Here is a 26,432-nt window from a genome sequence, read left to right on the forward strand (position 1 = left end):
GTGTTGTGGTCCTCCTCGGGGCCGCATCCGCCGCCGTGCAGCACCTGCACGGTCACACCGTCGGGCAGTGGCAGCGGTCCCGGCCTGGCACGGTCGTCGACCACCAGGATCTCCGCGGGCCGCGGCCCGGCGTCGCGCTGCAGCGCGCACAGCAACTGCGCCAACGACTTCCGGCCGATGGTCGGGATCACCAGGGTGACGTCCATGCTCATCGCGGCCGCCGGATCAGGTAGGGACCGATGGCGAGCAGGTCGATCGGCGCGCTGCCGAAGCACTCCAGCGCGTCCTGCGGGCTGTCGACCATGGGCCGGCCGGCGGTGTTGAAGCTGGTGTTCACCACCACCGGCACGCCGGTGCGGCCCGCGAACCGGGTGATGGCGGCGTGCAGCAGGGGCTGACCGTCGTCGACGGTCTGGACACGCGCGGTGCCGTCGACGTGGGTGACCGCCGGGATGCGGGCGCGCCACCGTTCGTCAACGTCGTGCACGAACAGCATGTAGCGGCTCGGCAGCGGACCGCGGCCGAAGATCTCACCGGCGCGGTCGGCCAGCACCATCGGGGCGACCGGGCGGAACTGCTCGCGTCCCTTGACGTCGTTGAGCCGTTCCAGGTTCGCCACGCTGCGCGGATCGGCCAGCAGCGACCGCCCGCCCAGCGCCCGCGGACCGAACTCCGAGCGGCCCTGGAACCACCCGACGAGCTGGTTGTCGGCCAGGGCGTCACCGACCGCGCCGGCCAGATCGGCGGGCCGCTCGTACGGCACCGCCGCCCGGTCCAGCACCGTACCGATCTGCGCGTCGGTCCAGCCGCGGCCCAGCTGGGCCGACGGCATCGGCGCGATGCGGTCACCGGCCTCGGCGGCCAGGGCCAGTGCCGCGCCGAGCGCGGTCCCGGCGTCGCCGGCGGCGGGCTGGACCCACACCCGGTCGAATCCGCTCTCGGCGTAGATGCGGGAATTGGCGACGCAGTTCAGTGCGACCCCGCCGGCCAGGCACAGACTGTCGCCGTCGACACGCCGGCGCAGCCACCCGGCCAGGTCGAGGAGCACCTCCTCGACCACGCGCTGGACGCTGCACGCCAGGTCGGCATAGACCGGCTCGGGTCGGGCCAGCGCGGAGATCTTCTCGCGGGGCGTCGGTGTCCGCGGCGGCGCGAACTCGGTCCAGTCGACGGGCTCGGTCTGGAAGCCTCCGTCCCCGCGCGCGTACACCTTCTCGCGCAGTCGGTCGGCGAACCGCGGGCTCCCGTAGGAGCCCATCGCCATCACCTTGTACTCGTCGCTGGAGCGCGCGAATCCCAGGTGTTCGGTGAGGCTCTCGTAGAGCAGGCCCAGGGAGTGCGGCAACGGCTGAGAAGCCAGCACGTCGAGTTTCTGGTCGCGGTACACCCCGGCCAGCATCGAGGTGCGCTCCCCGCGGCCGTCGACCACGAGCACCGCGGTGTCCGGGTGCGGTGAGGCCAGCGCGGTCGACGCCGCATGCGCGACGTGATGGCGGACGTGGCGCACGACGGACGGATCCAGTCCTGGCAGGGCGGTCGCCAGGAATCGCGGCGCCCGCTGCGCGTACATCGTGCGCAGATACTCCCAGTCGCGGTCCAGGCCGTCGGTCTGCCCGTTCTCCCCGTCCATCAGCGCCGGTTCGTAGGAGTAGCCGACCGCATCCAGGTCCGGTGGCCTCAGGCCGGCCTCCTCCAGGCACCAGCGGGCCGCGGCCACCGGCAGCTCCCAGGTCGAGAACGGCACCGCCTGCTTGCCGTGCTTGCGCCGTGAGAATCGCTCCTCCTCGGCCGCGGCCACGATCTGTCCGTCGACCACCACCGCAGCGGCGGGATCGTGAAAGACCGCGTTGACACCGAGAATTCGCATGTTTCTCCTCAGGTTCGGGGTTCCGACATCGGCTGGAGGGCGCAGCGGAACCACTCCACGGTGGCGGTGAGCCCGTCGAGGTAGCCGACCTTCGGCGACCAGCCCAGCCGTTGCCTGGCGACCGTGATGTCGGGGCACCGGCGCTGTGGGTCGTCGGTGGCGGCAGGGAGGTGCTCGATCGGCACCTGTGCGCCGACCAGATCGCGGATGATCTCGGCGCAGCGCAAGACCGGCAGCTCCACCGGGTTGCCGATGTTCACCGGCCCGGGACAGTCGGCGGCCGCCAGGGCGATCAGGCCGGCGATCGTATCGTCGACGTAACACAGGGAACGGGTCTGGGTGCCGTCGCCGGCCACGGTGAGCGGCTCGCCGCGCAGCGCCTGACCACAGAACGTCGGCACCATCCGGCCGTCGTCCGGACGCATACCCGGCCCGTAGGTGTTGAAGATCCGGGCCACCCCGATGTCGGTGCCCCGTTCCCTGCGGTGGGCGAAGGCCAATGCCTCGGCATAGCGTTTGGCCTCGTCGTACACGCTCCGCGGCCCGATGGGATTGACGTTACCCCAATAGGTTTCGCACTGGGGGTGTTCCAGGGGGTCCCCGTACACCTCGCTGGTCGACGCCAGCACCACGCGGGCGCCGTGCCGGTCGGCCATGTCGAGCACCTCGGCGGTGCCCAGTGCCCCGGTCCGCAGCGTCGCCAGCGGCAGCCGCAGATAGTCCGGTGGGGACGCCGGGCACGCGAGGTGGAAGATCGTGTCGAACGCCGTGTGCCGCCACGGCTCGGGCAGTGGACGGCTGACGTCGTGGTGGACGAACTCGACACCGGGCACGGGGTCGGCGTCTCTTGAGCTGGTGGACAGGTTGTCGACACACACCACCTGCGCGCCGCACCGGACCAGTGCCGCGCACAGGTGCCTGCCCAGGAATCCCGCGCCGCCGGTGACCAGCACCCGCGCGAAGCGGGTTTGTCCGGCCTCGGGGCGGGTAGCACCGGAGGTCATGCTATCGGGCTCCCGCACCTCGTTCGTGATCGCCAGCCGGAACCGCTGCGAGGAGCTCGCCGTGGTGCTGCAGTTGTTGCTGGACACCACTCGGTCCCCGATCATCCTGGTGGACAACAATTCTTGCGACGATTCCGTCGCCGTGGCCACGCGCATCGCGGCCGCTTCGGGCCATCGGCTCTCCGTGATCGCGCTGCCCGACAACCTCGGCGCGGTGGGACGCAACGTCGGGGTGGCGCACTGCGCGACCCCGTACGTGGCGTTCTGCGACGACGATTCGTGGTGGGAGCCGGACGCGCCGGCCATCGCCGAAGAGGTCTTCGATGCCCACCCGTCGGTGGCGGTGCTCGCCGGCCGGACGCTCGTCTGGCCCGACCTGCGCGAGGACCCGATCGTCGCCGACCTCGCCGGGAGCCCGCTGGGCCGCGACCCGAGATTGCCCGGACCGTCCCTCCTCGGGTTCCAGGCGTGCTCGGCGATCGTCCGCCGGTCGGCCTTCCAGGCGGTCGGCGGGTTCTCCCCGATCCTGCACTTTCGCGGTGAGGAACAGCTGCTGGCGCTGGACCTGGCCAGCCACGGTTGGGACCTGTGCTTCTGTGACCGCTTGACCGCATACCACCGCCCGTCGCCGCGGCGTGAGTCGAGCTCGGCTGAGAAGGCGCGGGTGCTGCGCAACACCGTGCTGACCGCCTGGCTGCGGCGGCCGCTGCGCCGATGTGTGTGCAGCTCAGCGGATTTCGCGCGGGCGGCGACCCGCGATCGGGCCCATGCCAGGGCGCTGGGCGAGGCGCTGCGCGCGGTGCCCGCGGTCATGTCGGCCCGGCACCGGCTGCCCGCCCCGGTGGAGCGGGCGGTCCGGACGCTGGAGACCAGCTGACTCACCGTGCCGTCTCCGCGAGCCGGCCGTAGATGGCCGCGGTGTCGCGTGCCACCCGGTCCCAGGTGTAGCGTTCGTGCACCCGCTGCCTGCCCGCCCGGCGCAGCCGTGTCCACCGGCGACGAAGGCCTCCGTCCACGAACCGTGGACGTGCCAGATGAGCACCGAGCGGCGCCGACAGATCGGCGGCATGGCGCGCGAAATACCCTTAAGAGAATTCACCAAACGGTTTCGGGCGAAGAAGTTCATGATCACCCGAAAGAATTCAAAAGCGCTGATGCACAGCGACTTTCAAGTATTCGCGGTCGACGTTGACGCGCAGCTCAGTGCACGTTGACGGGTTTGCGGTTGCGCGCCGAGTCGTACACCACCTCGGCGTCCGTCGCGATCCGGTCCCAGCTGTAGCGGGAGCGGGCACGCGAGCGGCCGGCCAGACCCATCCCCTGGCGCAGCACCATCTGCCCGAGGATCGACCGCAGCGCACGGGCCAGCGCGTCGAGTCTGCCCGGAGGCACCAGCAGCCCTGTGACGTCGGCGATGACCGCGTCGCGCACACCGCCGGCGGCCGGGGCGACGATCGCTGCGCCGCACGCCATCGCCTGCAGCACCGCGTCGCACGACGGCTCGTACAGCGCCGGCGCAACCACCACGTCGGCCGTGCGGAACAGCGCGGTCAGCTCGTCGCCGGTGGCGCCGGCATGCAGGCGCACCCGCGTGTCGACTTTGAGCGTGCGCGCCATGTCGATGATCTGGCCGGCGTGGGGTCCTTCAGCGGCGTCGGTGGCGACCAGCACGAGTTCCGCGGCGCCCACCGAAGGCAGCACCCGCACCATCTGCCCGAGGCCTTGCTGCGGGGTGAAGTCACGCGCCACGGCGACGATCCGGCGAGACGGCTCGGCGCCCCGAGACACGATCTCCTCGGCGGGAACCTCGTCGACCTCGATGCCGGGCGGAAGCACCGCGACCCGCGCGCGCGGGCATCCCAGCCGGATGACTTCCTGCATGTCATCGTGGCACGCCACCGTCACCGCGGTGGCGTTGCGGGCCAGCAGGGATTCGATCTTGACGGTGGTCGCGGGCTGGCCGACGTTCCCGCGACGCCGCCGGGCGGTCGCGCTCAAACCGGCGAAGGCCTGCACCGTGGCCACGGGGCGCCGTTTGGCGGCGAGCTGGGCCGCCATGCCGTAGGCCCAGCCCTGGCAGTGAACGACGTCGGGCGCCGTGCCGTCGAACGTTTCGACAAGGTGGTGCCCCATGTCGCCGATGAGCGGGATGAGGTCTTCGGGGCGTGTCATGCCGGTGGTGTCGACCGGTAGCCGCTCCACGACGACACCCTCGGGTGCGGGCAGCGGTGTCTTCGGGGCAGCCGCGGTGAGCACCCGCACCTCGTGCCCGTGTCGCGCCAGTGCCTCGGCCAGAGCCATCACGTCGTAGCGGCCGCAGTCGATTCGCTCGTCACCGGACACCGCGCCCACCATCGCCAGCTTCATCTGAACCCTCCCGCAACAGCACTCTGCGATAGAACTGCCGCAACCGGCGCAAACCAAACGGATCGGCCGCGTCCTCTTCGTGTTCTGTCCCACCGGCTTCGCCCGCGGGACTTCGTGGCGAAAATCGGTTACCGGCGCAGCCAGCGGGTAACACTGAATCGTGACTGCCTCGCCGAAGGACGAGCTGCGCGGAGCGGTGGCGATGGGCGGCTCCGCAGGCGGTGTCGAAGCATTGTCGAAGGCCGCATCCGGGCTGCCCGCCGACCTGCCGTTCGCGGTCCTGATGGCGCTGCATCTGCCCACCCACGGGCCCAGTGTGCTGGCGCAGATCATCAACCGCGCGGGTCCGCTGCCCGCGGTGAGCGCTCAGAACGGGACGAAGCTCGAGGCCGGCCGCATCTACGTGGCGGTGCCGGGCCGCCACCTGCTGACCCGCGGCCACCACATCGTGCTGTCGAACGGTCCCAGTGAGAACGGGCACCGCCCGGCGCTGAACGCGCTGTTCCGTTCGGTGGCGGTGGCATTCGGACCGCGAGCGGTCGGCGTGCTGCTGTCGGGAGTCCTCGACGACGGCGTGCTGGGCCTGGCAGCGATCCGGGCCCGCGGCGGCACCACCCTGTGCCAGTCACCGGACGACGCCCTGTTCCCCACGATGCCTACCAATGCGCTGCGCGCCGGGGTGGTGGACCGCGCCGTCTCCGCGGTGAACATCGGGTCGGTCCTCACCGAGCTCGCCGCGCACGACGTCGTGCGGCGCGACCGGCTCCCCGACCCGTACCTGGAGCTGGAGAACCGGATCGCCATGACCGAACCGCTCTCCGCCGAACTGGAGCCCGAATTGTTCGGCACGCCTTCGGGTTTCACATGTCCGGACTGCAACGGATCGCTGCAGACGGTGGACGAGGGTTACTACCGATGCCACATCGGTCACGCGTGGAGTGCCGACGCGTTGCTCTCGGCCAGGGACAGCGAGGTGCACAACGCGCTGCTGGTCGCGGTGCGCAGCCTTCAGGAGAAGGCACGGCTGGCGCATCAACTCGCCGGCAAGGCCATCTCAACGGACGTTCGCCGCCGGTATACGGCGCTGGCCGCCGAGACCGACAAGGCACTGGCGGTCCTGCGGGAACGCATCGCACTCGTCGACACCGGAGCGCCCGCCGAGGATGAGTGACCGCAGTTCCGTCGACGTCGCGGTGACACCGTCACCGGAGGGCAGCACCACGCTGACGGTGGCCGGCACCCTGGACAGCTCGACCTACCGGCAGGTCCGCGACAGCATCATCAAGGCCGCGCTGGACGAGCCGACGGCGGTCTTGGTCGACGTCAGTGGCCTGCGGGTGCCCACCGACAGCGCATGGACCGCGTTCACCAGCGCGCGCTGGCATGTCAGCACATGGCCGGATGTCCCGGTCATCCTGGTGTGCGACCATCCGGCGGGCCGCAGGTCCATCACCCGGTCGGGTGCGGCCCGCTATGTTCCGGTGCGCTCCGACATGGCCGGCGCTGTGGCGTCGATCGGAGACTCCCAGCGCATCCGGCGGCGGGCGTCCGCCCAGCTCGAGGCTGACCGCAGCAGCCTCGGACAGGCCCGGGAGCTGGCGGCGCAGTGGCTGACCCGGTGGGGCCGCCCCGAGATGATCCGGACCGCTTCGACTGTGGCCACCGTGTTCGTCGAGAACGTCCTCGAGCACACCTCGAGCCGGCCGGTGCTCGTCCTGGAGATCCACGACGGCCGGGTGACCGTGGCGGTCAACGACGGGTCCGTCAATCCGGCGGCGCGGCATGAAGGTTCGGCGTCCGGCGCCCACACCGTCTCCGGGCTGACCATCGTCGCGACGTTGAGCCGTGCGTGGGGCTCAACACCGACGGTCAGTGGGAAGACGGTGTGGGCGGTACTCGGAACCGAGAACCGGCTCTGACCTTCAGGGGGTCAGCGCAGGTCGAAGCGGTCGTTGTTCATCACCTTGACCCAAGCGGCGACGAAGTCCTCGACGAACTTGCCCTTGTTGTCGTCCTGGGCGTACACCTCGGCCAGCGCGCGCAGCACGGAGTTCGAGCCGAACACCAGGTCGGCCGCCGTCGCGGTCCACTTCGGCTGGCCGGTGGCCCGGTCCTTGCCTTCATAGACGTTCTCGGTGGCCACCGACGGCTTCCACTCCGTGCCCATGTCCAGCAGGTTCACGAAGAAATCCGTGCTGAGGACGCCGGGCCGGTCGGTGAACACACCGTGCTTGCTGCCGCCGTGATTGGCGTTCAGCGTGCGCAGACCGCCGATCAGGGCCGTCATCTCGGGAGCGGTCAGGTCGAGGAAGTACGCCTTGTCGACCAGCAGCTGCTCGAGCGGGGCCTTCTCTCCCGGCTTCGCGTAGTTACGGAAGCCGTCCGCCTGCGGTTCGAGCACCGCGAACGAGTCCACGTCCGTCTGCTCCTGCGAGGCGTCGGTGCGGCCGGGCGCGAAGTGCACCGAGATCTCGTAACCGCCGTCCTTGGCGGCCTTCTCGACCGCCGCCGAACCCGCCAGCACGATCAGGTCGGCCAGGGAGACCTTCTTGCCGCCGGTCGCCGACGCGTTGAAGTCCTGCTGGATCTTCTCCAGCACCGGCAGCACCTTGTTGAGTTCGGACGGCTCGTTGGCTTCCCAATTGCGTTGCGGCTCAAGGCGCAGACGGGCACCGTTGGCGCCGCCGCGCTTGTCGGTCCCACGGAAGCTCGACGCCGACGCCCAGGCCGTCTTCACGAGCTGGGGCACTGACAGACCCGACTGCAGCACAGAGTTCTTCAGCGCCGCAATGTCCGATTCGTCGATCAGTTCGTGATCGACGGCGGGCACCGGGTCCTGCCAGAGCTGCGCCTCGGCCACCCACGGTCCCAGGTAGCGGCTGACCGGGCCCATGTCGCGGTGCATGAGCTTGTACCACGCCCTGGCGAACGCCGCGTTCATCTCCTCGGGATGGTCGAGCCAGCGCCGGGTGATCTGTCCGTAGATCGGATCGACCCGCATCGAGACGTCGGTGACCAACATGGTGGGCTTGCGCGGCGGGCCGCCGAACGGATCCGGGATGATCGCCTCGGCGTCCTTGGCCTCGAACTGCCAGGCGCCGGCCGGGCTCTTGGTCAGCTCCCACTCGTAGCCGTACAACAGCTCCAGGTAGGCGTTGCTCCACTTGGTGGGCGTGGTGGTCCACACGACCTCAAGACCGCTGGTGACGGTGTCGCCGGCGTTGCCGGTGCCGAACGGGCACTTCCAGCCCAGGCCCTGCTCCTCGATCGGTGCGCCCTCCGGTTCGGGACCGACGTTCACATCGGCCGCGCCGTGGGTCTTGCCCAGGGTGTGGCCGCCGACGATCAGCGCAGCGGTCTCCTCGTCGTTCATCGCCATCCGGCCGAACGTCTCGCGGATGTCGTGCGCGGCCGCCAGCGGATCCGGCTTGCCTTCGGGCCCTTCGGGATTGACGTAGATCAGACCCATCGTGGTGGCCCCGAAGGGCTCGGCGAGCTTGCGGTCGCTGTCGTTGGTGCCACCGTAGCGCTTGTCGGTGCCCAGCCAGGTGTCCTCCTGGCCCCACAGCATCTCCTCGGGCTCCCAGATGTCCTCGCGGCCGAACGCGAAGCCGAAGGTCTGGAAACCCGCCGACTCCAGCGCGGCGTTGCCGGCGTACGCGATGAGGTCGGCCCAGGAGATCTTGTTGCCGTACTTGCGCTTGATGGGCCACAGCAGCCGGCGTGCCTTGTCCAGGTTGGCGTTGTCCGGCCAGCTGTTGAGCGGCGCGAACCGCTGGGAGCCCTGGCCCGCGCCACCGCGTCCGTCGAAGATGCGGTAGGTGCCGGCGGCGTGCCAGCTCATGCGGATGAACAGTCCCGCGTAGCTGCCGTAGTCGGCGGGCCACCAGTCCTGCGAGGTGTTGATCAGGTCGATGACGTCACGCTTGAACGCCTCGACATCGAGCTTGGCGAACTCGGTCGCGTAGTCGAAGTCCTCGCCGAGCGGGTTGCCCTTCTCGTTCTGCTTGTGCAGCACCGAGACGTCGACCTGCTGGGGCCACCAGTCCTTGTTCGTCAGCGGTGCATGGACTTTGGGCTCCGGCGAGTGAATCACCGGGTTTTCGCTCTCGCTGTGGCCGTGGATGTCGGTGCCGGGGTGCGGGGGGCGGGCGTCGGAGGTATCGGTCACAGTGTTCCCTTTCGTAATCCGTACATCATTGCGGGGATGGGGCTGTCGAACAGTCGGGGCAGATGCCCCAGTAGATGACCTCTGCCTCGTCGACCTCGAAGCCGAGATCGTCCGATGCGGTCAGACAGGGGGCGTCACCAACCGCGCAGTCCACGTCGGCGATCACTCCGCAGGATCGGCACACGACGTGGTGGTGGTTGTCGCCGACGCGGGCCTCGTACCGGGCCAGCGAGCCGGCCGGCTGGATTCGTCGCACCAATCCTGTTGCGGCAAGGGCGTTCAGCGCGTCGTAAACGGTCTGGCGCGACACATCGGGAAGCAGTTCGCGGGTCGCGTTGATGATGAGTTCGGTGTCGGCGTGGGGATGCTCTCCGACGGCGTGTAATACCGCCATCCGCGGCCGCGTGACACGTAGCGCCGCCGACCTGAGCACCGTCGAGTAGTCGGGTTGGTCGGTCATCGGTACCGATACTTGTCTGCTTTTTGGATTAAATCAAGTTTTCCGGAGAACTTGGGACAGGCATTCGCGTTCTGTCCCGCACATCCACGACGCGAACTCAGATTGTCCGTCAGGGCGAGCCGAGCACTGTCCGTGCCGGCGGGACGCTGGGCACGCCCGGCACGGTCGCACACAGCCTGGCCGTCGCGGCGAGCGCCAGGAAGGCGCCCAGCGCGGACCAACCCGCTGCGGTGCCCAGCCCGAATTTCGCGGTCACCACCAGTGCGACCGCCGACAGGCACGTCAGCGCGCCGGCCATCGCGGCGCGGGTGCCGGCCGCCCCCACCGGCCGGTCCCACTCGGGCAGCGGCCGGCGCTCCAACGGTGTCAGCAGCCGGAAGAGCCCGAACATCACCGCGGCGAACACGACGCCCCTCAGCGCGAGCCGGCCCCAGAATCCCGGCGCCGCCGCGTCGTAGGCGTCGAGGCCTGCGGCGTGCAATCCGAACGCGGCAATCGCGATGGCCACGATGTGCCAGAGATACAGCGTCATCGCGCCCGCGTTGCCCGCGGACACGACGCGCCACACGCGGGGACGGGCGGCCCAGCGCCGCAGGGGCGTGGCGACACAGACGAACGCGCACGACATCCAGATGCAGTGCAGCGCGAGCACCAGCGTGGGCGGCGCGACATTGGAAAGATCCTCGGCGCCGGTGACGACGAGCGATGTCTCGTACGGCCCGTACCCGACGAGGGCCAGCTGCGCCGACAGCGCCGCGACGCCCACGACGACGGCGACGCGGCGCGTCACCAGACCGCGGGCGTAGCCGACACCGATGGCCACCGGGATCAACCAGACGAACAGGAAGTTGAGCACCCCGGCCCCCGCCTCACCGGTGGACAGCCGCACCGCGTCCATCACCGCCGCGGCCGCGGTCAGTCCGGCCACGGTGAACGCCACCGCGCGCCCGTCGCGCAGGCGCATCAACACCGGCACGAAGGCCAGCGCGACCACGTACACGCCGAGGAACCACAACAGCGCAACGCTCTCGCCGCCCAGCCGGGCCGCCGAGCCGGCGCCGAACACCAGCCGCGCGACGAGCAGGCCGGCGCACCAGGCCCCGAGATACCAGAAGACAGGCCGATACAGCCGCAGCGCGCGGGCGAACACCCAGGCTCCCCACGGCGTCCCGCTGCGACAGTCGTACGCGGCCGCGGCGCCGCCGGCGAGGAAGAACAGCGGCATCACCTGCGCCAACCAGGTCAGTGGCGCCACGGCGGGCACTTCGCCGATCAGATTGCCGATCCGCACGCCGGACGCGTCGATGGTGGCGAGCAACAGCGCGCAGTGCCCGAACATGACCACCAGCAGCGAGCCCAGCCGCGCCACGTCGAGGGCACGGTCACGCGGAGGCGTCTGGGTCATGCGTTCAGCATGCCCGCCGACGCCCGCCCGGGCATGAGTAGTTCTACCGGCGTCAGGGCAGCGCGCGGAACAACGCGCCCAGCGGACCGGCGGGCGCCGGCGGTGCGGGCGGTGCAGCCGGCACCGGCGCGGTCGTGACGGGCGCTGCCGGGACCACAGGCGCGGCCACCGCCTGCGCGGGGCCGGTTACCGGCCCGGCGCCGGACAGGTGCGGAACGCCGATCATCGTCGAAACCGGCTGAGGTGCGGCGGGATTGATTGCGTGCACGGTCGGCATGGACGTCGGTGTGGGCACTTCGGCGGCCAGAGCGTCGGGCACGTCGGGTGTCACGGTGACCTCGTCGGCGGCGACCGGCTCGGGCACCCAGGCGTACTCGGGCTCGAGCTCGACGGGCGCCTCCGGGACCGGAACCGGCGCCGGCGCGGCCGCCACGACCGGCGGCGCTGCCTCCGGCACCGCGGGCACCGCTGCCGGAGCCGGCAACACCACTGCAGCCGGCGGAGCCGGCAACACCGCTTCGGCGGCGACGGTGTCGGGCGTCTCGTGCGACGGGGTGCCCGTGCTCAGCAGCGCGTAGCCGACCAGCCCGCCGACCATCGCCACCAAGGCAGCCGCGGCCGCGCGGCCCGCGACACCGCCCGGGATCGCGGCGACGGCGGCGCGGGCGCGGTCGCCGACCCGCTCGACGATCGACGGCACGACGGGCATGCCGGCCGGCTCCCGGTGCGGCAACTTGTCCGCGATGCGGCGCAGCACACCGGTGTCGTCGTCGTTCGCGGCGGCACGGGCGGCACCGTACGCGAGCACCATGTGGGGCGCGATGTGGCGGGCGGTGCGGTTCCTGCCCTCGCGCGCCGCCTCCTCGGTGACGGCTTCGATGTTGTCGAAACCGAACAGCCGTAGCTTGGTCCGCAACCGGATGCCGTGCTTGCGCGCCACCGGGTCGTCGTCATCCCACACCAGCCGGACGGCGTCGATGTCGCGGTCACTGCGCAACGAGAACGACTGGACGCTGCGCGCCGCCGCGCTGGCAATCTCGTCGGAACGGTCGAGCGCGACCACCTCGTCGGCGAGGATGCTGCCGTCCCGGGTGTCGACGAGCACCCACACAGCGCTCGTCGACGACAGTGACAAACCCAGTACCACGTGCATGACTACCCCCAGACGGTTGCCGGTTGATGGCTCTTTATCGGCAGGTCAACCGGAGATGTTACGCACGCCACAAGCGGAGTTCACGGCGTGCCGGCGAATCCGGGTTTGACCCGGTGGCAAATCGAGCAAACCAGCGGCCGCCCTGTCAGCTACGTGCCGCCTCCAGCGCTTCGTTGAAGGTGGGGCTGGGACGCATGACCTTGGTCGTCTTCTCCGGGTCCGGGTAGTAGTAGCCGCCGATGTCGGCCGGCTCGCCCTGGACCGCGTTGAGTTCCTCGACGATGGTGGACTCCTGGTCGGCCAGCGTCTTGGCCAGCGGCGCGAAGTGCTCGGCGAGCTCCTTGTCCTCGGTCTGGTCGGCGAGTTCCTGGGCCCAGTACATCGCGAGGTAGAACTGGCTGCCGCGGTTGTCGAGCTCCCCGGCCTTGCGCGACGGGCTCTTGTTGTTGTCGAGCAGCTTGCCGATCGCCGAGTCCAGCGTTTTGCCCAGCAGTTCGGCCTTCTTGTTGCCCGCCTTGGCGCCCATGTCCTCGAAGGAGGCGCCCAAGGCCAGGAACTCGCCGAGCGAATCCCAGCGCAGGTGGTTCTCCTCCAGCAGCTGGCTCACGTGCTTGGGGGCGGACCCGCCCGCGCCGGTCTCATACATCCCGCCGCCGGCCATCAACGGCACGATCGACAACATCTTGGCGCTGGTGCCGAGCTCCAGGATGGGGAACAGATCAGTGAGGTAGTCGCGCAGAATGTTGCCCGTTACCGCGATGGTGTCCTCGCCTCGGATCACCCGTTCGATCGTGTACCGCATCGCCCACACCTGCGGCATGATCTGGATCTGCAGGCCCTCGGTGTCGTGATCCTTGAGGTAGGTCTTGACCTTCTTGCGAAGCTCGACCTCGTGCGGGCGCTCGGTGTCGAGCCAGAACACGGCGGGCATGCCGGACAGCCGGGCGCGGGTCACCGCCAGCTTCACCCAGTCGCGGATCGCGACATCCTTGACGATCGGCATGCGCCAGATGTCGCCCTCTTCGACGTTCTGGGTCAGCAGCACCTCGCCGGTGTCGATGTCCACGATGTCGGCCACCCCGTCCTCGGGGATCTCGAACGTCTTGTCGTGAGAGCCGTACTCCTCGGCCTTCATGGCCATCAGCCCGACGTTGGGCACGGTGCCCATCGTGCGCGGATCGAACTGGCCGTGCGTCTTGCAGAAGTTGATGATCTCCTGGTAAATGCGGGAGAACGTGGACTCCGGGTTGACGGCCTTGGTGTCCTTGGTGCGGCCGTCGGCGCCGTACATCTTGCCGCCGAGCCGGATCATCGCCGGCATCGACGCGTCGACGATCACGTCGCTGGGCGAGTGGAAGTTGGTGATGCCGCGGGCCGAGTCGACCATCGCCAGCTCGGGGCGGTGCTCGTGGCAGCGGTGGATGTCTTCGATGATCTCCTCGCGCTGCGAGGCCGGCAGCGACTCGATCTTGTCGTAGAGATCGGACATACCGTTGTTGACGTTGACACCGAGCTCGTCGAAGAGCTTCTGGTGCTTGGCGAAGGCGTCCTTGTAGAACACCTTGACCGCGTGGCCGAACACGATGGGGTGGCTGACCTTCATCATGGTCGCCTTGACGTGCAGGGAGAACATGACGCCGGTCTTGTAGGCGTCCTCGATCTGCTCCTCGTAGAAGGCGATCAGCGCCTTCTTGCTCATGAACATGCTGTCGATGACATCGCCCGCCTCGAGGGCCACCTCGGGCTTCAAGACGAGGGTCTCACCGCCTTTGGTGGTCAGCACCATCTTGACCTTGCGGTCCTTGTCGATGGTCATCGACTTCTCACCGTGGTAGAAGTCGCCGGTCTTCATCGTCGCGACATGCGTGCGCGACGCCTGGGACCACTCCCCCATGCTGTGCGGGTGCTTGCGGGCGTACTCTTTGACCGCCTTCGGTGCGCGACGGTCCGAGTTGCCTTGGCGCAGAACTGGGTTGACGGCACTGCCGAGCACTTTGGCGTAGCGCTCCTTGATCGCCTTCTCTTCGTCGGTCTTCGGGTCGCCCGGGTAGTCGGGCAGCTCGTAGCCCTTGGCCCGGAGTTCCTTGATCGCGGCCAGCAGTTGGGGCACCGACGCGCTGATGTTGGGCAGCTTGATGATGTTGGTCTCGGGCAGCTGGGTCAGCTCGCCGAGCTCGGCCAGATTGTCGGGCACCTTCTGGTCGTCGGGCAGCAGGTCGCTGAACTCGGCCAGGATGCGTGCCGCGACCGAGATGTCGGTGGACTTGACGTCGATGCCCGCCGCGGAGGCGAAGGTGCGCACCACCGGCAGGAATGCATAGGTCGCAAGCAGCGGCGCCTCGTCGGTCAACGTATAGATGATGGACGGCTGCTCGGCGCTCATTGTGGTCTCCCGCGTCAGTTTCGGTCAGTTTCGAAGGCACCCTTCCGGCGAAGCCTATCGAACCACTGCGTCCCGGGGATCTGTAGGAGTCGCGATCTGCGGCCCCGGCATCAGCTGTCCCAGCTGTCCACCTCTTGCCCGGGGGGCGGTGGGACGGGGCCCGCTTGGGGAGCCTCACCCCCGTCCAAGAGAACAGTTCCGGCACAGCACCATCACGGTTGGTGACGGCACCGGCAATTTCAATGGGGGCAGGGTGCGCCCACCGTTAGATTCACGCCGATCGAGCAAACGGATGGGCGAAAGAGGCCGGACATGTCATTGACCACACGGGCGGGCTGGGGTGCTGCGGCGCTGGGGACGGCGCTGCTCGCGGCCGGCTGTTCCTCGCCGCCCGCACCCGAGGGTGCGGCAAACGCGGCGGCGGTGACGCCCGCGCAGTCGGTGACAGGCTCGTTGGCCGAGTGGCAGGACGCGGTGTGCCGCGACGACGCCGGCACCGACTCCGGGACCCGCCATACCGTCAAAGGCGCCACCTGCGTGCCCAAAGACGGCGACGGCGTGGTGAACTTCGACCATTTCGAGTCCGAGCCGTCGATGGACTCCATGCTGTCGTGGCAGCCGTCCACCCACATCGCCGAAACGGTGGTCGACGGGAAACCGCTGGCGATCTGGACGCCGTCCGGCGAGGTGTCCGACCTGGAACCTCTGAAGAACTTCGGCTTCACCGTCGCGTCGTACCAGGCGACGGGCCTCGCCCGCGCCACCGTCGACGCCCCCGCCGCACTGCCGTCCGGCGATGTCGAGACAATCCCCCCGAATCAGTACGGCTACGTCGTCGTGCAGACCGCCGCCGGTGACCCGCAGTGCATCGTCGAGACGACGTTCATCGGATGTGAGACCGACGGATCCAACTGGCAGCAGCACGTCGACGGCAGTGGGCCCTACCACGGCGTGCGCATCAACACCGACGGCACCGGATCGTGGGTGGACGGCAACCTCGGCGCTGCGGCGCCGATGACGTTGGCGGACAAGACATATCGCGCACTCGGCTGGACCATCGTGACGACCCCGGCGGGGCTGCGCTTCACCAACGACAAGACCGGGCACGGCGCGGTCGTCAGTGTGCAGAGCGTGCGACCGTTCTGATGGGTTGACGCTGCGACACTTCACGGATCAAATGGCAGGCATGCAGAAGGTGTCGATCGAAGCGCTGGCCCGTCAGCAGCTGGAGAAGGCGACGTCCACCGGTCGCAACGCCGCCGACACCGTGGTGGGCGGCCACGAACGGGTGCTGCGGCAGACGGTGATCGGGATGCCGGCGGGCGCCGAACTCGGCGAGCACGAGAACCCCGGCGAGGCCTCACTGTATGTGCTCAAGGGTTCCGTGCGGCTGGTGTGTGGCGATCAGCAGTGGGACGCGCGCACCGGCGACATGCTGTTCATCCCCGACGCCCGACACTCGCTGGTGGCGCTCACGGAGGCGGCCCTGCTGCTGACCGTCGCGAAGCTGCCCTAGTCGTTCATGGCCGGTCAGCGGGGGCGGGCGCCGGAGGAAATTGGTGCACTGGCCGGTCGGTGGGGCCAGGTAGAATCGAACACATGTTCGATAGATTGTGTGCGGGGTGGGATGAGCCGGCCCTGCTCGCTGCGATCGAACAGGCAGCCCGCGAAGAAGCCCAGGCCGGGGCGCGCAAGTTGGCCGCGATCGCCGAGTTGGTGAATCTGACGGTCGATGAGGATGACGAACGAGGCATGTGGGCCTTTGATCCGTGGAAGAACGCCGCCTGCCAGGTCGGGGCCGCTTTGTCGATCAGCCAGCAGCGCGCCTCGGCGCAGATGTGCATTGCGACGGCGCTGCGTTACCGGCTGCCCAAGATGGCGGCCCTGTACCTGCAGGGGCGCCTGAGCGCCCGGTTGATTTCGGAGATCACCTGGCGCACCCATCTGGTCACCGACGACATCATCGCCGTGGTTGACGCGGCGCTGGCAGCCAAGGCCCAGACGTGGGGACCGCTGTCGGAGGAGAAACTGGTCAAGCAGATCAACGCCGTGATCGAGCGCCACGACCCCGACGCGGTACGCCGCGCCAAGGAAGCCCTCAAGCAGCGGGATGTGCAGATCGGGGCACATGAGGACCCCGACGCGGTCACGTCGTTGTGGGGGTTGTTGTTGGCGCCGGACGCCGCGGCGTACCAGGCGCGGATTGCCCGACTGGTCAACGGTTTGTGTGACGCGGATCCGCGTTCCATCGGCGAGCGGCGCTCCGATGCCATGGGCGCGATCGGTCGGGGCGAAGACCACCTGCGGTGCCGGTGCGGATCTTCGGCATGCCCGGCCAGCGCTCCGGCGAAATCACCGGTGGTGATTCACGTGATCGCCGACAAGGCGGCCGTCGATGCCGCAAAGCAGTTGATCGCCGCCGAAGACCGCGAACAACAGAACACCACAGCCGAGCCCGAATCCGAGCCTGAGCCTGAGCTCGATTGCTGCGTCACCGATTCCGGGGTGGCGTTGCTTGCGGGGGCTCAGGTCCTGCCGGTCGTGGCGTTGGCAGAGGCCATCCGCTCGGGAGCGTTGATCAAGCCGTTGTGGCTGCCTGGCCCCGATCCCGAGCCGCACTACCAGCCCTCGGCGAAGCTGGCCGCGTTCATCCGCGCCCGCGATGTGTTCTGCCGCTTCCCGGGATGCGGTGTTCCCGCCGAGCGTTGCGACATCGACCACGTCGTGCCGTACCCCTACGGGCCCACTCACGCGTCGAACATGCACTGCAAGTGCCGAACTCACCACTTGATGAAAACCTTCTGGGGTGGCCCCCACGGCTGGCGCGACGAACAACTCCCCGATGGCACCGTCATCTGGACCACCCCGGCCGGGCAGACCTACACCACCACACCCGGCAGTCGGCTGTTCTTCCCGACCTGGAACACCACCACCGCGCACCTGCCGCCGATGTCCCCACCCCCACCCGGGTCGGGCCGCGAGGTCCAGATGCCCAAACGCCAACGCACCCGCGCCGCGGACAGGGCTGCCCGCATCAAGGCCGAGCGTGAACACAACGCCGCCCAACGACTCATCGAGCAACAACCCCAAAACCCGCACCCGCCACCCGATTACGGCAACGACCCCCCACCCTTCTGAGTACGGCGGCGACCACCGTCGCCACCGTTCTCGTCGTTCGGGTGGTCCAGGTTGACCAACCGCTCGGCCACCTCGGCGAGTCTGATGTTGGACTCCTGAGAGATCTTGCGAAGGAGATCGAACGCGGCCATCGCGTTGATGTCGAAACGCTCCATCAGGATGCCCTTGGCCTGGCCGATGACGTCCCGGCTGGCCAGCGCACTGCGGAACTGCTGCTGGCGGCGCATCATGTTCCAGGCCACGGTGGTGTGCGCGGCGTAGATCAGCCCGATCTCCACCGATTCCTCGTCGAAGGCGTGGGTCGGCTCCGCGTACCGATTGAGCGCGGCCAGTTTGCCGCCCTCGCTGAACAGCCGGAAGGACAGCACCGAGCGCACCGGGGTGCGCAGGATCGCCGCGTCCCGATACTGCGGCCAGCGGTCGTCGACATCGAGGTTTTCGATGCTGATGGTGTGGTGCTCCCACGCAGCCGACAGGCACGGCCCTTCGCCGGTCTCGCGCTGCACGTCGTCGAGCAGCACCGGATACGGGTGGGTCGGCCCCACGGACTCGATCTTGTCACCGACGACGGTGATGCATCCGTACTGCGCGCCGGGCACGGACTCGACCGTCACGGTGTTGAGGTCGCGCAGGACCGACTCGACATCGCTGACCGCGCGCCGCTGCATGCTGTCGACCAGTTCGACGACGCTGTAGAGATGTCGCCGTTCCTCGGACAGTTCGGGTTTGGGCCCGTCAACCAGGCCCGGCGTTCCAGCTGACCGCACGTTGTCACTGGCGGACACGGAGTCCCCTCTCCGGCCCCGGCCCCGGCCCCGGGGCGACCCTCAGGTCGAGACCGGTTCCCGTTCGCTCGTGTGACGTCGGTGCACGACCACACCGGCGACGACGATGAACACCGCCGAGACTACCGACAGTGGGATGCCCTGTTGCGGACTTGGGCCATCAAACCCGGAACAGGCGGGACGAATTCCGCGATCGCGGTCGGACGGAACCGGACGGCCACTAAGGTGTCTGTCCGTGGGCAGCAAACTCTTGGCCAACGGACGAGGGCGGTGGCTGGCCGTCGCCACATCGCTCGTGGTGTCCGCGGGCATGGTCTACGCCCAGACCACGACGACGACACCCCGCCACGTGGAGACCCCTCCGAGCGCCGCCGGGCAGGAGCCCACACCGACGCTGTCCGCGCCACCGCCCACCGAAGCGGAACTACTGGCCGCCAGTGCGCCGGCCGACGCGCGGGTGTTCAACTTCGCGCTGCCTGCCGGGGTCGCCCCCGAAGGCGGCTTACAGGTCAAGACGATCTGGGCTGCGCGCGCGATCAGTGCGATGTTCCCGGAGATCACCACGATCGGCGGGTACCGGCAGGATCCGCTGAAATGGCATCCCAACGGGCTCGCGATCGACGTGATGATCCCGAACCACAACAGCGAGAAAGGCATCGAGCTGGGCAACCAGGTCGCCGGGTACGCACTGGCCAACGCGAAGCGTTGGGGTGTGTTGCACGTGATCTGGCGGCAAGGTTTCTACCCCGGCATCGGTGCGCCGAGCTGGACTGCCGACTACGGCTCGGAGACGCTGAACCACTTCGACCACGTCCACATCGCCACCGACGGCGGCGGCTACCCCACCGGCGACGAGTCGTACTTCATCGCCTCCATGCAGCGCTGACTCACACCGCCACCGAATCCCCGCACGCGAACACGGCGCTCGACACCCGCCCGCCGGTGCACACCAGCGCCACCAGATCCGGGGTGGAGACGCCCTCGGGCGCGTCCGGGAACGACGGCGGGGCGGGCGGCCACAGCGGGAAGATGCTCGCGCCGGTGACACCGGTGAGCCGCGCGACGATCTGCGCGACGACATTGGTGCCCACGTAGGCGAGTCCGCCGACGATCCTGACCGGGATGATCGCCAGTGCGGCCAGCGCGCTGATCAGGAAGATGTCCTGATCGACGACCGACTGCAGGCTCGCGGTGATGCCGTTGGTGAGCATGTCGACGTAGTAGGGCACCGATGCGAAGATGGTGCGCGCGCCCAGCGCCAGGTTCGTGCCGATGTCGGGATAGCCGTATTTGGCGATGATGTCCAGCAGTGTCTCGCGCAGCGCTTCGTTGTCGTTGACGGGCGTGAGGTCGGCGTCGCCCAGTTCTGTCAGCGACACCCCGTCGAGGTTGTCGACGGTGGGCTGAAGGTCGAACAGCGACAGTACGGTCGGGGTCACGTCGACGATCGAGTACTTCGTGTTGACCAGGCCCTCACCGAACAGGCCGGGACTGCGCGCGACGACGAAAGTGGTTGTCTCATCTGGCGATTGGAATCCATGGCCGAAGCCCAGCTGCGGTTGGTGGCCGTGGTCGGTCACCATGATGATCGTCCACTTCTCACCCGTCGCGTCTTCCCACAGGTTGATGGCCTGCATGATCTCACCGAGGTTGCGGTCGAAGTTCGCCAGCGCCGCCAGGTATTCCGGGGAGTCGCCGCCGTACAGGTGCCCGTTCTCGTCGACGCCGACGAAGTAGCTGAACATGAAGTTCGCGGTATCGGCGCGCGCCGCCGCGATGGCGGCCTCGGTGAGATCGCCGACCCTGTCGTCGGTGAGCAGCCAGTTGGTGTCGCCGGCCACCTGCGCCACATTGAGCACTTCGTCGGCGCCGATGCCCGACGCCGCGATCGCCGAGATCACGTCCCAGTTGGCGATCGACGTGGTCTGGATGCTGCTGTTCTGCCCCTCGAGTTGGGTGAACACCGTCGGCCACTTGTCATACGTCCACGGCGTGAAGACGTTGTTGATCACGCCGGTCTTCTCGCCCCACGCCCCCGTCAGGATCGACGACCACGAGGGGTTCGAGATCGTGGTGTGCCCGACGATGGTCGATGCGGCGGTGGTGCCACCCTGCATCAGGCTGAAGAAGTTGGTGGTGAGTTCCGGATTGGCCAGCACGCGGGACAGGTTCGTACCGTCCACGCCGATCACCAGCACGTTGGGGGTGCCGTCGTCGATGTAGGCCGCCGCGGCGGTGGTCGCCGCCGTTCGCCTGATTGCGTTGCGCTCCAGCTCGTCTCGCACCGCGGCCAGCGACGCCAGCATGGTGGCACCCTCGAGCGGTGCGGCGGGCGCGGGCTGCGGCTGCGGCGTGAGCGGCGAATCCACCAGATCGGTGACGACGGTGAGCAGTGTGGGCTCGGGTGCCGGCTCGGCCGGTGCGGTCGGCGGCGCGGGGGTCGTGATCTGCGGGTCGGTGCTCGTGGATTCCGGTGGGGTGCCCGTGGCTTCCGGTGGGGTGGCAGTATCGACGGTCACCACGGTGTCGACGGACTCGACGTCGGCGACGGCTTCGTCTGTCACCCCGACGCCCTCTGCGGCCGTCTCGGTCGGCTCCAGCTCGTCACGGGTTTGCCGGTCCTTCAAGCTCACCTTCACGCTGTCAGGCGCGTCGACATCCTCGGCCTCGTCGGTGTCGGCCTGCTCCGCGGCGTCCTCGTCGGCCGTCTCGTCGCCGCCCGTGTCCTTCGCAGCGCCGGTGTCGCCGGCGTCCTTCGCCGACGATGCGTCGGACGACGGTGCGGACGTACCCCCGGACGGGGATTGGCTGGAACTCGAGGATTCGGTCGTCTCGGCGGAGGCCACGCCCGGCGCGGACGCCACCGCCCAGCCCACTCCCAGTGTCACCGCGAGTGCTCCGACGCGACCAATGTGGTTGGCGTAGCCCATGACAATCCTCCCGACCGAGCGCGTGTCAGCGGCGTCGGCCTGAGCCGTCGCTGCCTGTTCGCTGATTGCGCTGTCCGTAAATTACGCCCCGTCGGGGGTTCGCTGGCCGTGTTTGGGCGAGATGGGTATGGGTGCGATCGACGGGCCTCGTCAACCGGGACGACGTGCAGAACCGGTTCGCCGCAGCCACCATCGAGGGCCGGGGAGGTCGGGAGCCATCCGGGCTCCTCGACGGGGGGGAATGGCGGCGCAGGCCCAACGATACATAGACCAGCGCGACCAGGACGGGGACCTCGATCAGTGGTCGGACGGCGCCGGGCCCGAGGGCGCGCCGTAGGTCGCGATCGTGATCGCGACCTACGGCCGAGGAGGTATCCCCAGCGGCAGGAACCGGTACAGCGTAAGACCTTTCACGCAACCGTCGTTCGGTGCCCGCCGGTATTCCGCTCAGGGATTCAGCAGCACGACGCTGACGCCGCGGGAGCAACTCCGAACGTCTCCGAATCGGCTAGCACGGTGTAGACCTCCCACTTCTCGCCTCCCGGTCCGGTGACCCACACCTTGTCTTGGGTGGCGAAGCAGCACGTCGTCCCGATCTCCTCCTCGGTGAACATCTCAGCTTCGGTCAGCCGGGCGATCTCGGCATGCACGGCCTCGCTCGAGGCCACCTCGACCCCTAGGTGGTTCAGGCTGCCACCCTTGCCGGGGTTCTCCAGCAGCACGAGCTTGAGCGGCGGGTCGGCGACGACGAAGTTGGCATAGCCCGGCTTGACCTTGGCCGGTTCGACGCCGAAGAGTTTGCCGTAGAACGTGATTGCCTCGTCGAGATCGTCGACGTTGAGCGCCAGCTGCACACGGGACATTACGCACCTCCAGGTTTGCGACATATATCGAATTGGCGCGTCCACTATGCGCCACCTTTTCGATATATGTCAAGAGTGTGGCAAGATGGCGTCATGCCCAAGGCATTGCCCGTCATCGACACGACCGCACCGGTGTGCTGTGCACCCGTCGCGTCCGGCCCTTTGTCCGACGCCGATGCGCTCGAGATCGCGGTGCGACTCAAGGCGCTGGCCGATCCGGTGCGCGTCAAGATCGTGTCGTACCTGTTCAGTTCCGCTTCCGGCGAGGAGATCTCGGGTGACCTCGCCACGGTGCTGAGCCTGAGCGAGTCGACTGTGAGTCACCACCTCAGTCAACTCCGGAAGGCCGGCCTGGTGCTGTCCGACCGTCGCGGAATGAACGTCTACCACCGTGTCCGGCCCGAGGCGCTCCAAGCGCTGTGCACCACGCTGGATCCGAACTGCTGCCGGTAGTGCAGACCGGCGGCGCGTCGGTCTAGATAACCGGCTGCGGCGCTTCGGTCGCGGCGACGGGTTGGTCCCGTCGCCCGTCGTCCGGTACCGCCATCGGCTCCCGGGGCGAACGGTCGGCCCCGCCGCGCCAGCCGGCATAGCCGAGTCCCGCACTGACAGCCGTGTACGTCGCGGCTTCGATCCAGGCATACTTTGCGCCCCAACGCCTTCCGCGAAAGACGGGTTCGCTCAACACTCCTGAGGAGATCGCGACGGCGTACGCCACGTGGGTATACGCCAACCCCGCGAACACTCCAGAGAAGAACTTGCATACTTCACGCTTCATCTGCCTCACCTTTCATCGTCACCGTTGTGGCGTGCGCTTTAAGTCTCGGCGGGGATGTCAGGCCCCTGCCAGAGCCGAAGGACCCTGCTATAGCGCGCGGAGCTCGACGGACCGTGGGCCAAACCCCCCACTCGCGGCCTCGACCCGGTGACGAAGAAATCTCGGTCCGGTCGAGATGTGGATTCAGGCAACCGTTCCGCGGCCGGGTACTGACATCATCGGACGGTGACAGCCAGGACAGCGACAACGACCGACAGCGGACTGGCGGCGCGCCTCGCCGCGCTTGCCTCCCTCGGTGCAGCCGTCATCCATTTTGCCGTCGTCGGTAGCCACTGGCACGAATGGATCCCGGCGGGCCTGTTCTTCGTCACCCTCGCGCTCTTCCAGCTGGTCTGGGCGGGGCTGATACTCACCCGGATGACGACACCGGTGCTCGCCGCCGGGATCACGGTCAACGTCGGAGCGGTCGTGTTGTGGGCGCTGTCCCGGACAGCCGGACCACCGTTCGGCCCTCATGCGGGTGTGGCAGAGGTCGTCGCGGCCGCGGACCTGTGCGCGCTGCTGCTGCAGATCTACGTCGTGATGGGAGCCGGGTGGGTGTGGTACCGCGGTCACCGCGGAGATCTGATCCCCCTCTACGCGAATGCGGTGGTGCTGATCGGCGCCGCCACGGTCGTCGCGCTGGCCTCGACCGTCGGTGTGGCGTCGGGTCTTCGGCACAGCCACCATGCAGAGCCGGCGATCGCGCCGCGGACGGTGGACCCGATGGGCACGCCTACCCCACCGCAACCGCGGGAGGCCCCCGCCGCTCCGGCGCAGCCTGCGCAGAACGGCCACACCGATCACGCTCACGACCACGCCGGGTGAGGTCGCCGGTCAACGGTTCAGGACCGCTCGGGTGCTGGCCTCGGGCCGCAGATCGATGCGCCGCAGCAACTGCGCGTTGAGCGCCACCACAACCGTCGACAGAGACATCAACAGCGCCCCGACGGACATCGGCAGCACGATTCCGACGGGGGCGAGCACACCGGCGGCCAGCGGCACGGAGACGAGGTTGTATCCCGCCCCCCACCAGAGGTTCTGTTTCATCTTGCGGTAGGTGGCGACGGACAGCTGGATCACCGAGAGCACCGAACGTGGATCGGAGCTGGCGAGAATGACGCCCGCAGAGGCGATCGCGACGTCCGTCCCCGCGCCGATCGCGATGCCCACATCGGCCTGCGCGAGGGCAGGCGCGTCGTTGACACCGTCACCGACCATCGCGACCTTCTTGCCTTCCTGTTGCAGCGCAGCGACTTTGGCCGCCTTGTCCTCCGGGCGCACCCCGGCGAACACGCGGTCGATGCCGAGTTCGCGGCCTACGGCACCGGCGACCGCCTCGGCGTCGCCGGTGATCATCACGACTTCCACGCCCAGCGTGTGCAGCGCGTCGACCGCCTCCCGGGATTCGGGGCGGATCTCGTCGGTCAGGCGCAGGCCGCCCAGGACGGTGCCGTCACGTACGACGTGCAGGATGATCGCCCCCTCGTCGCGCCAGTCGGAGGCGGCCCCGACCTCGGCAGCGCCGACCTCCTCGAGCAGGCGCGGGCCGCCCACTCGGACCTCGTGCCCGTCGACCCACGCGGTCACCCCGACGGCCGGGGACGAGGAGAACCCGGTAGCACGGGGCACTGCGAGCCCCCGTTCCTCGGCGGCGCGCACGATGGCCCGTGCCAGCGGATGTTCGCTGTCCGCCTCGGCCGCGGCCGCGAGCGCGAGCACCTCATCCTTGCTGGCCTCGCCGGCGGTCTCGATCGCCGTAACCGTCGGTTCACCCTTGGTCAGGGTGCCGGTCTTGTCGAACAACACGGCGTCCACCGTGCGCATGCTCTCGAGCGCGAGCCGGTCCTTGATCAGAACGCCGCCCCGGGCGGCGCGTTCGGTGGCGATGGACACGACCAGCGGGATCGCCAGACCCAGCGCATGAGGGCAGGCGATGACGAGCACGGTGATGGCCCGCACCACGGCGGCATCGGGATCGCCGACGGCCGTCCAGACCACCGCGGTAAGCGCGGCGGTGAGTAGGGCGAACCAGAAGAGCCATCCGGCGGCCCGGTCGGCGAGGCGCTGGGCCCGCGACGAGGAGTTCTGCGCCTCGGCGACCAGGCGCTGAATGCCGGCCAGCGTGGTGTCGGCACCGGTGGCGGTGATCTCCACCCGCAACCCGGAGTCGGTGGCGACGGTGCCGGCCGTGACGGCATCCCCCACCCCGCGGGTGACCGGGCGGGATTCCCCGGTCACCATCGACTCGTCCATGTCCGCGCGGCCGTCGACGATCCTGCCGTCGGCCGGGACCCTGCCGCCGGGCCGGACCACCACCACGTCGCCGACCTGCAACTCCGCCGGGGAGACGGTGACGGTGTGATCGCCCTCGACCTTCTCGGCCTCATCGGGCAGCAGCGCGGCCAGTGAGTCAAGCGCCGAGGTCGTCTGAGCCAGCGCGCGCATCTCGATCCAGTGGCCGAGCAGCATGATGACCACCAGCAGCGCCAGCTCCCACCAGAACTCCAGCTCGTGGTGGAGCAGGCCCAGGCTCGCGCCCCAGGACGCCACGAACGCGACCGTGATCGCCAGCCCGATCAACAGCATCATTCCCGGTTTGCGGGACCGGATTTCGCTCACCGCGCCCATGAGGAACGGACGCCCGCCGACGACGTACATGACCGTGCCGAGCAGCGGCGCGATCCAGCGCACACCCGGCAGGTCCGGCACCTGGTAGCCCAGCAGCATCGCGAACATACTCGAGAATGCGACCACCGGGACCGCGAGAATCAGGTTGACCCAGAACAGTTTTCGGAACTGCGCCACGTGATCGCCGCCGTGGCCGGCGTGCCCGTGCGCCGTGGACGATCCGGGATGCGCGGCACCGTGGCCCAGTGCGGTTGCATCACGGTGTCCGTGCCTGTCGGTGGCAACCGGTGGGCCGTGGCGATCGTGAGGGTGTGTCATGCCGCTCCTCTCGGGAGTCGCACAGTGCCCGGTGTGCGGACGGTTCGCGTCACAGACCCCGCCGGGGCTCGCGGAGCGGGCAACGCAGTCGACATTATACCCCCTATGGGTATGGACGCCAGGGCTATCCGTGACGCCTC

General features: G+C 68.8%; 25 protein-coding genes and 1 pseudogene. 10 read left to right on the forward strand and 16 right to left on the reverse strand.

The window, feature by feature from the left end; genetic code table 11:
- The 3 genes from ACTWP6_RS20770 to ACTWP6_RS20780 form a co-directional block, all read right to left on the reverse strand.
- Window positions 1-212: glycosyltransferase family 2 protein (locus ACTWP6_RS20770; RefSeq protein ID WP_443188658.1), on the reverse strand; the 212-nt coding region annotated here is incomplete at its 3' end.
- Entirely contained in the window at window positions 209-1,867 is a 1,659-nt protein-coding gene (locus ACTWP6_RS20775) for a carbamoyltransferase family protein (RefSeq protein WP_443188659.1), read from the reverse strand. The genes ACTWP6_RS20770 and ACTWP6_RS20775, both read right to left, overlap by 4 nt.
- A gap of 8 nt (window positions 1,868-1,875) precedes the next feature.
- The gene (locus ACTWP6_RS20780; RefSeq protein WP_260752575.1) at window positions 1,876-2,871 is read right to left on the reverse strand and encodes an NAD-dependent epimerase/dehydratase family protein; all 996 of its coding nucleotides are present in this window, start codon (window positions 2,869-2,871) and stop codon (window positions 1,876-1,878) included.
- Here ACTWP6_RS20780 and ACTWP6_RS20785 point away from each other — a divergent pair.
- Complete coding sequence (locus tag ACTWP6_RS20785; protein WP_443188660.1) at window positions 2,870-3,748, forward strand: glycosyltransferase family 2 protein; 879 nt, start codon at window positions 2,870-2,872, stop codon at window positions 3,746-3,748. The genes ACTWP6_RS20780 and ACTWP6_RS20785 overlap by 2 nt on opposite strands.
- Before the next feature lies 1 nt (window position 3,749).
- Here ACTWP6_RS20785 and ACTWP6_RS20790 read toward each other — a convergent pair whose 3' ends face one another.
- Window positions 3,750-3,887 carry a hypothetical protein gene (locus ACTWP6_RS20790; protein ID WP_260752573.1) on the reverse strand — a complete coding sequence of 46 codons (138 nt, stop codon included), beginning with the start codon at window positions 3,885-3,887 and terminating at the stop codon, window positions 3,750-3,752.
- 18 nt (window positions 3,888-3,905) lie between these two features.
- Between ACTWP6_RS20790 and ACTWP6_RS20795 the strand changes: the two genes are divergently transcribed.
- Complete coding sequence (locus tag ACTWP6_RS20795) at window positions 3,906-4,085, forward strand: hypothetical protein (protein WP_260752572.1); 180 nt, start codon at window positions 3,906-3,908, stop codon at window positions 4,083-4,085.
- Here the strand turns inward: ACTWP6_RS20795 and ACTWP6_RS20800 are convergent.
- A complete protein-coding gene (locus tag ACTWP6_RS20800) occupies window positions 4,072-5,238 on the reverse strand; it encodes a glycosyltransferase family 4 protein (protein ID WP_443188661.1) in 1,167 nt (388 codons plus the stop codon). The two genes, ACTWP6_RS20795 and ACTWP6_RS20800, sit on opposite strands and share 14 nt — an antisense overlap.
- 202 nt (window positions 5,239-5,440) lie before the next feature.
- On the opposite strand from ACTWP6_RS20800, the gene ACTWP6_RS20805 reads away from it, so the two are divergent.
- Complete coding sequence (locus tag ACTWP6_RS20805) at window positions 5,441-6,409, forward strand: chemotaxis protein CheB (protein ID WP_443188686.1); 969 nt, start codon at window positions 5,441-5,443, stop codon at window positions 6,407-6,409.
- Window positions 6,402-7,157: an STAS domain-containing protein gene (locus ACTWP6_RS20810; RefSeq protein ID WP_443188662.1), complete on the forward strand. Its 756-nt coding sequence runs from the start codon at window positions 6,402-6,404 to the stop codon at window positions 7,155-7,157. The genes ACTWP6_RS20805 and ACTWP6_RS20810 overlap by 8 nt, the downstream gene beginning before the upstream one ends.
- An 11-nt stretch (window positions 7,158-7,168) precedes the next feature.
- Here ACTWP6_RS20810 and katG read toward each other — a convergent pair whose 3' ends face one another.
- The 5 genes from katG to ACTWP6_RS20835 all read right to left on the reverse strand — a co-directional run bounded on the left by katG (window position 7,169) and on the right by ACTWP6_RS20835 (window position 14,810).
- The gene (gene katG, locus ACTWP6_RS20815; protein ID WP_443188663.1) at window positions 7,169-9,409 is read right to left on the reverse strand and encodes a catalase/peroxidase HPI; all 2,241 of its coding nucleotides are present in this window, start codon (window positions 9,407-9,409) and stop codon (window positions 7,169-7,171) included.
- 25 nt (window positions 9,410-9,434) lie between these two features.
- Complete coding sequence (locus ACTWP6_RS20820) at window positions 9,435-9,869, reverse strand: Fur family transcriptional regulator (RefSeq protein ID WP_260752565.1); 435 nt, start codon at window positions 9,867-9,869, stop codon at window positions 9,435-9,437.
- A gap of 109 nt (window positions 9,870-9,978) precedes the next feature.
- Window positions 9,979-11,274: an acyltransferase family protein gene (locus ACTWP6_RS20825; protein WP_443188664.1), complete on the reverse strand. Its 1,296-nt coding sequence runs from the start codon at window positions 11,272-11,274 to the stop codon at window positions 9,979-9,981.
- Between the two features lie 52 nt (window positions 11,275-11,326).
- Complete coding sequence (locus ACTWP6_RS20830) at window positions 11,327-12,427, reverse strand: hypothetical protein (protein ID WP_443188665.1); 1,101 nt, start codon at window positions 12,425-12,427, stop codon at window positions 11,327-11,329.
- Window positions 12,428-12,572: 145 nt separating this feature from the next.
- Window positions 12,573-14,810 (reverse strand): NADP-dependent isocitrate dehydrogenase, encoded by a 2,238-nt coding sequence (locus tag ACTWP6_RS20835; protein ID WP_443188666.1) that lies wholly within the window; start codon window positions 14,808-14,810, stop codon window positions 12,573-12,575.
- Window positions 14,811-15,122: 312 nt separating this feature from the next.
- Between ACTWP6_RS20835 and ACTWP6_RS20840 the strand changes: the two genes are divergently transcribed.
- From ACTWP6_RS20840 to ACTWP6_RS20850, 3 genes are all read left to right on the forward strand, one after another.
- Window positions 15,123-15,956: a hypothetical protein gene (locus ACTWP6_RS20840; RefSeq protein ID WP_443188667.1), complete on the forward strand. Its 834-nt coding sequence runs from the start codon at window positions 15,123-15,125 to the stop codon at window positions 15,954-15,956.
- A 40-nt stretch (window positions 15,957-15,996) separates the two neighbouring features.
- A complete protein-coding gene (locus tag ACTWP6_RS20845; RefSeq protein ID WP_260752556.1) occupies window positions 15,997-16,326 on the forward strand; it encodes a cupin domain-containing protein in 330 nt (109 codons plus the stop codon).
- A gap of 83 nt (window positions 16,327-16,409) precedes the next feature.
- Window positions 16,410-17,948, forward strand: a complete 1,539-nt coding sequence (locus tag ACTWP6_RS20850) for a DUF222 domain-containing protein (RefSeq protein ID WP_443188668.1) — start codon at window positions 16,410-16,412, stop codon at window positions 17,946-17,948.
- Here ACTWP6_RS20850 and ACTWP6_RS20855 read toward each other — a convergent pair.
- The gene (locus tag ACTWP6_RS20855) at window positions 17,921-18,616 is read right to left on the reverse strand and encodes a GAF and ANTAR domain-containing protein (RefSeq protein ID WP_443188687.1); all 696 of its coding nucleotides are present in this window, start codon (window positions 18,614-18,616) and stop codon (window positions 17,921-17,923) included. The two genes, ACTWP6_RS20850 and ACTWP6_RS20855, sit on opposite strands and share 28 nt — an antisense overlap.
- A gap of 352 nt (window positions 18,617-18,968) precedes the next feature.
- Here ACTWP6_RS20855 and ACTWP6_RS20860 point away from each other — a divergent pair, with 352 nt between their 5' ends.
- Window positions 18,969-19,619 (forward strand): glycoside hydrolase, encoded by a 651-nt coding sequence (locus ACTWP6_RS20860; RefSeq protein WP_443188669.1) that lies wholly within the window; start codon window positions 18,969-18,971, stop codon window positions 19,617-19,619.
- Between the two features lies 1 nt (window position 19,620).
- On the opposite strand, the gene ACTWP6_RS20865 is transcribed toward ACTWP6_RS20860, so the two are convergent.
- The 3 genes and pseudogenes from ACTWP6_RS20865 to ACTWP6_RS20875 form a co-directional block, all read right to left on the reverse strand.
- On the reverse strand, window positions 19,621-21,663 hold the full coding sequence (locus ACTWP6_RS20865; protein ID WP_443188670.1) for an alkaline phosphatase family protein: 2,043 nt from the start codon (window positions 21,661-21,663) through the stop codon (window positions 19,621-19,623).
- Between the two features lie 211 nt (window positions 21,664-21,874).
- Window positions 21,875-22,020: pseudogene (locus ACTWP6_RS20870) on the reverse strand (ACR3 family arsenite efflux transporter); the annotation flags it as partial.
- A 98-nt stretch (window positions 22,021-22,118) separates the two neighbouring features.
- Window positions 22,119-22,526, reverse strand: a complete 408-nt coding sequence (locus ACTWP6_RS20875; RefSeq protein WP_260752552.1) for an ArsI/CadI family heavy metal resistance metalloenzyme — start codon at window positions 22,524-22,526, stop codon at window positions 22,119-22,121.
- 93 nt (window positions 22,527-22,619) lie between these two features.
- Here ACTWP6_RS20875 and ACTWP6_RS20880 point away from each other — a divergent pair, with 93 nt between their 5' ends.
- Window positions 22,620-22,979 carry an Rv2640c family ArsR-like transcriptional regulator gene (locus ACTWP6_RS20880; protein WP_260752551.1) on the forward strand — a complete coding sequence of 120 codons (360 nt, stop codon included), beginning with the start codon at window positions 22,620-22,622 and terminating at the stop codon, window positions 22,977-22,979.
- A 22-nt stretch (window positions 22,980-23,001) separates the two neighbouring features.
- On the opposite strand, the gene ACTWP6_RS20885 is transcribed toward ACTWP6_RS20880, so the two are convergent.
- Entirely contained in the window at window positions 23,002-23,304 is a 303-nt protein-coding gene (locus ACTWP6_RS20885; protein WP_260752545.1) for a hypothetical protein, read from the reverse strand.
- A 225-nt stretch (window positions 23,305-23,529) separates the two neighbouring features.
- Here ACTWP6_RS20885 and ACTWP6_RS20890 point away from each other — a divergent pair, with 225 nt between their 5' ends.
- Window positions 23,530-24,171 (forward strand): hypothetical protein, encoded by a 642-nt coding sequence (locus ACTWP6_RS20890; protein ID WP_260752542.1) that lies wholly within the window; start codon window positions 23,530-23,532, stop codon window positions 24,169-24,171.
- 9 nt (window positions 24,172-24,180) lie between these two features.
- On the opposite strand, the gene ACTWP6_RS20895 is transcribed toward ACTWP6_RS20890, so the two are convergent.
- Window positions 24,181-26,292, reverse strand: coding sequence for a heavy metal translocating P-type ATPase (locus ACTWP6_RS20895; protein ID WP_260752539.1), 2,112 nt, complete (start codon window positions 26,290-26,292; stop codon window positions 24,181-24,183).
- Window positions 26,293-26,432 lie beyond the last annotated feature (140 nt).

This window comes from Mycobacterium sp. 4D054 (genome assembly GCF_052245755.1).
GTDB lineage: Bacteria > Actinomycetota > Actinomycetes > Mycobacteriales > Mycobacteriaceae > Mycobacterium.